Source organism: Micromonospora sp. LOL_021 (assembly GCF_048060215.1).
Lineage (GTDB): Bacteria > Actinomycetota > Actinomycetes > Mycobacteriales > Micromonosporaceae > Micromonospora_E.
The window spans coordinates 1-5397 of sequence record NZ_JBHMIN010000103.1 but is presented as its reverse complement, the minus strand read 5'-3'; the positions used below and the strand labels follow the sequence as shown (position 1 = coordinate 5397).

Genomic DNA, 5397 nt, shown 5'->3' with positions numbered 1-5397 from the left:
GTAAAGATGTCCGGCGGTGACCTACTCTCCCACACCCTCACGAGTGCAGTACCATCGGCGCTGGAGAGCTTAGCTACCGGGTTCGGAATGTAACCGGGCGTTTCCCCTCCGCCATAACCGCCGTAACCCTAACAACAAACCAAACACACACAAGTGTCCGTTTGCCCAGAATCACACAGTGGACGCGTACACCCTCGAAGTCAAGTCCTCGGCCTATTAGTACCGGTCAACTGAACCAGTTACCTGGCTTACATCTCCGGCCTATCAACCCAGTCATCTACTGGGAGCCTTACCCCACAAAATGGGTGGGACACCTCATCTTGAAGCGAGCTTCCCGCTTAGATGCTTTCAGCGGTTATCCCTTCCGAACGTAGCCAACCAGCCGTGCCCCTGGCGGGACAACTGGCACACCAGAGGTTCGTCCGTCCCGGTCCTCTCGTACTAGGGACAGCCCTTCTCAAGTATCCTACGCGCGCGGCGGATAGGGACCGAACTGTCTCACGACGTTCTAAACCCAGCTCGCGTACCGCTTTAATGGGCGAACAGCCCAACCCTTGGGACCTGCTACAGCCCCAGGATGCGACGAGCCGACATCGAGGTGCCAAACCATCCCGTCGATATGGACTCTTGGGGAAGATCAGCCTGTTATCCCCGGGGTACCTTTTATCCGTTGAGCGACACCGCTTCCACACGCAAGTGCCGGATCACTAGTCCCGACTTTCGTCCCTGCTCGACCTGTCAGTCTCACAGTCAAGCTCCCTTGTGCACTTACACTCAACACCTGATTGCCAACCAGGATGAGGGAACCTTTGGGCGCCTCCGTTACCCTTTAGGAGGCAACCGCCCCAGTTAAACTACCCACCAGACACTGTCCCTGAACCGGATCACGGTCCGAAGTTAGAAACCCAAATCAACCAGAGTGGTATTTCAACAACGACTCCACCGATACTGGCGTACCAGCTTCACAGTCTCCCACCTATCCTACACAAGCTAATTCGAGTACCAATGTCAAGCTATAGTAAAGGTCCCGGGGTCTTTCCGTCCTGCCGCGCGTAACGAGCATCTTTACTCGTAATGCAATTTCGCCGGGCCTGTGGTTGAGACAGTAGGAAAGTCGTTACGCCATTCGTGCAGGTCGGAACTTACCCGACAAGGAATTTCGCTACCTTAGGATGGTTATAGTTACCACCGCCGTTTACTGGCGCTTAAGTTCTCAGCTTCGCCCCGAAGAGCTAACCGGTCCCCTTAACGTTCCAGCACCGGGCAGGCGTCAGTCCATATACATCGAATTACTTCTTCGCATGGACCTGTGTTTTTAGTAAACAGTCGCTTTCCCCTGGTCTCTGCGGCCATACAACGCTCCACCCGAAAAGGGCTTCACGTCTCCGGCCCCCCTTCTCCCTAAGTTACGGGGGCAATTTGCCGAGTTCCTTAACCACAGTTCGCCCGATCGCCTCGGTATTCTCTACCTGACCACCTGTGTCGGTTTAGGGTACGGGCCGCTAGAAGCTCGCTAGAGGCTTTTCTCGGCAGCATAGGATCACTGACTTCACCTGAATCGGCTCGGCATCACGTCTCAGCCTCACGCACCACGGATTTACCTATGATGCAGCCTACACGCTTACCCCGGCACAACCACCGGCCGGGATCAGCTACCTTCCTGCGTCACCCCATCGCTTGACTACTACCCGCCAGGTTCCCGCGCTCCCTCAGATCAGTCCGAAAACCTCACCAAGTTCGGGCAGTTAGCACAACGAGGTTCATCATGGGCGCTCCTTCGCGGGTACGGGAATATCAACCCGTTGTCCATCGACTACGCCTCTCGGCCTCGCCTTAGGTCCCGACTCACCCAGGGCGGATTAGCCTGGCCCTGGAACCCTTGGTCATCCGGCGGAAGGGTTTCTCACCCTTCTTTCGCTACTCATGCCTGCATTCTCACTCGTGCCGCGTCCACAGCTGGGTCACCCCGCTGCTTCACCCCCGGCACGACGCTCCCCTACCCATCCACACACCTGCACCAACCCCCGAAAGAGTCAGCAAAGTACACGCGTGAATGCCACAGCTTCGGCGGTGTGCTTGAGCCCCGCTACATTGTCGGCGCGGAACCACTTGACCAGTGAGCTATTACGCACTCTTTAAAGGGTGGCTGCTTCTAAGCCAACCTCCTGGTTGTCTAAGCGACCCCACATCCTTTTCCACTTAGCACACGCTTAGGGGCCTTAGCTGGTGATCTGGGCTGTTTCCCTCTCGACTACGAAGCTTATCCCCCGCAGTCTCACTGCCACGCTCTCACTTACCGGCATTCGGAGTTTAGCTGATTTCGGTAAGCTTGTAGGCCCCCTAGACCATCCAGTGCTCTACCTCCGGCAAGAAACACGCAACGCTGCACCTAAATGCATTTCGGGGAGAACCAGCTATCACGGAGTTTGATTGGCCTTTCACCCCTAACCACAGGTCATCCCCCAACTTTTCAACGTTGGTGGGTTCGGCCCTCCACGCGGTCTTACCCGCGCTTCAGCCTGCCCATGGCTAGATCACTCCGCTTCGGGTCTAGAACATGCGACTCAACGCCCTCTTCAGACTCGCTTTCGCTACGGCTACCCCACACGGGTTAACCTCGCCACATGCCACTAACTCGCAGGCTCATTCTTCAAAAGGCACGCCGTCACCCCTAAAGGCTCCGACGGATTGTAGGCGAACGGTTTCAGGTACTATTTCACTCCCCTCCCGGGGTACTTTTCACCATTCCCTCACGGTACTCGTCCGCTATCGGTCACTAGGAAGTATTTAGGCTTACCAGGTGGTCCTGGCAGATTCACGGCAGATTTCAGGGGTCCGCCGCTACTCGGGAACATCCACAGAAGACCAGAAGTTTTCACCTACCGGACTATCACCGTCTACGGCTGGCTTTTCCACACCATTCAGCTAACAACTGGCTTTATCACTTCTCGACCGAATGTCAGTCCGATCAGCAGAGTCCCACAACCCCGACCACGCAACCCCTGACAGGTATCACACGCAGCCGGTTTAGCCTCATCCGCTTTCGCTCGCCACTACTCACGGAATCACTATTGTTTTCTCTTCCTGCGGGTACTGAGATGTTTCACTTCCCCGCGTTCCCTCCACACACCCTATGAGTTCAGGTGCAGGTGACACCACATGACTGATGCCAGGTTTCCCCATTCGGACACCCTGGGATCACAGCTCGGTTGACAGCTCCCCCAGGCCTATCGCGGCCTCCCACGTCCTTCATCGGCTCCTAGTGCCAAGGCATCCACCGTTCGCCCTTGACAACTTGACCACAAAGATGCTCGCGTCCACTGTGTAATTCTCAACAAACGACCAACCCGCAACCCCCAGCCCCACACCAGCACCACCACAAGTGGCCGGTATGCAAGACCAGGCCGCGCCTGGCAACCAGAGACAACAACCCACCACGTGGCCTGTTCCCTCAGGACCCAACAGGATGCTCACCATTCACACCAGCCGCACCAACACCACCCTCCACACCCCCACCCGAAAGCAGAAGCAGTACTAGCAGCATCAGCCGTTGCCGACACAAACTCACCAGTGTCTCCGCCAATGAGCACCCCCACCCCACACTCGGAGGCGGCAGGCTCCCTACCCGACCTTCGCCGGGAGAGCGCTCCTTAGAAAGGAGGTGATCCAGCCGCACCTTCCGGTACGGCTACCTTGTTACGACTTCGTCCCAATCGCCAGCCCCACCTTCGACAGCTCCCTCCCACAAGGGGTTGGGCCACCGGCTTCGGGTGTTGCCGACTTTCGTGACGTGACGGGCGGTGTGTACAAGGCCCGGGAACGTATTCACCGCAGCGTTGCTGATCTGCGATTACTAGCGACTCCGACTTCACGGGGTCGAGTTGCAGACCCCGATCCGAACTGAGACCGGCTTTTTGGGATTCGCTCCACCTCACGGTATCGCAGCCCATTGTACCGGCCATTGTAGCATGCGTGAAGCCCTGGACATAAGGGGCATGATGACTTGACGTCATCCCCACCTTCCTCCGAGTTGACCCCGGCAGTCTTCGATGAGTCCCCGCCATAACGCGCTGGCAACATCGAACAAGGGTTGCGCTCGTTGCGGGACTTAACCCAACATCTCACGACACGAGCTGACGACAGCCATGCACCACCTGTGACCGCCCCCGAAGGACCCCACATCTCTGCAGGTTTTGCGGCCATGTCAAACCCAGGTAAGGTTCTTCGCGTTGCATCGAATTAATCCGCATGCTCCGCCGCTTGTGCGGGCCCCCGTCAATTCCTTTGAGTTTTAGCCTTGCGGCCGTACTCCCCAGGCGGGGCGCTTAATGCGTTAGCTGCGGCACAGAGAACCGGAGAGGCCCCCCACACCTAGCGCCCAACGTTTACAGCGTGGACTACCAGGGTATCTAATCCTGTTCGCTCCCCACGCTTTCGCTCCTCAGCGTCAGTATCGGCCCAGAGACCCGCCTTCGCCACCGGTGTTCCTCCTGATATCTGCGCATTTCACCGCTACACCAGGAATTCCAGTCTCCCCTACCGAACTCTAGCCTGCCCGTATCGACTGCAAGCCCACAGTTGAGCTGTGGGTTTTCACAGTCGACGCGACAAGCCGCCTACGAGCTCTTTACGCCCAATAAATCCGGACAACGCTCGCGCCCTACGTCTTACCGCGGCTGCTGGCACGTAGTTGGCCGGCGCTTCTTCTGCAGGTACCGTCACTTACGCTTCGTCCCTGCTGAAAGAGGTTTACAACCCGAAGGCCGTCATCCCTCACGCGGCGTCGCTGCATCAGGCTTCCGCCCATTGTGCAATATTCCCCACTGCTGCCTCCCGTAGGAGTCTGGGCCGTGTCTCAGTCCCAGTGTGGCCGGTCGCCCTCTCAGGCCGGCTACCCGTCGTCGCCTTGGTAGGCCATCACCCCACCAACAAGCTGATAGGCCGCGAGCCCATCCCAAGCCGAAAAACTTTCCACACACCACCATGCGGCAGCATGTAATATCCGGTATTAGCCCCGGTTTCCCGGGGTTATCCCAAAGCCTGGGGCAGGTTGCTCACGTGTTACTCACCCGTTCGCCGCTCGAGTACCCCGAAGGGCCTTTCCGCTCGACTTGCATGTGTTAAGCACGCCGCCAGCGTTCGTCCTGAGCCAGGATCAAACTCTCCAACAAAAACTTGTGAAGAAATCAAACCCGGCATATAAAATGCCAAGGAATCACCAACCAGAAAACCACCACAAACGCGGCAGTCAACCAGCCGGGAACCAAACAAACTTTGGCACTGGCTTATCAAGCACCCTGTTGAGTTCTCAAAGAACAAACACACACCAGCAGAACCACCCACACCAAGCAGGCAACCCCACCAGGGCCATCCGTCCCACCCGACTTCCGCCGGGCA

General features: G+C 57.4%; 3 rRNA genes. All 3 read right to left on the bottom strand.

What is annotated here, in order from left to right:
- Positions 1-8: 8 nt before the first annotated feature.
- The 3 genes from rrf to ACFHWT_RS30970 all read right to left on the bottom strand — a co-directional run bounded on the left by rrf (position 9) and on the right by ACFHWT_RS30970 (position 5171).
- Positions 9-125, bottom strand: a 5S ribosomal RNA gene (gene rrf / locus ACFHWT_RS30980).
- Between the two features lie 71 nt (positions 126-196).
- Positions 197-3301: ribosomal RNA gene (locus ACFHWT_RS30975) — 23S ribosomal RNA — on the bottom strand.
- 353 nt (positions 3302-3654) lie between these two features.
- A 16S ribosomal RNA gene (locus ACFHWT_RS30970) occupies positions 3655-5171 on the bottom strand.
- Together the 16S, 23S and 5S rRNA genes form the textbook arrangement of a ribosomal RNA operon.
- Between the last annotated feature and the right edge of the window lie 226 nt (positions 5172-5397).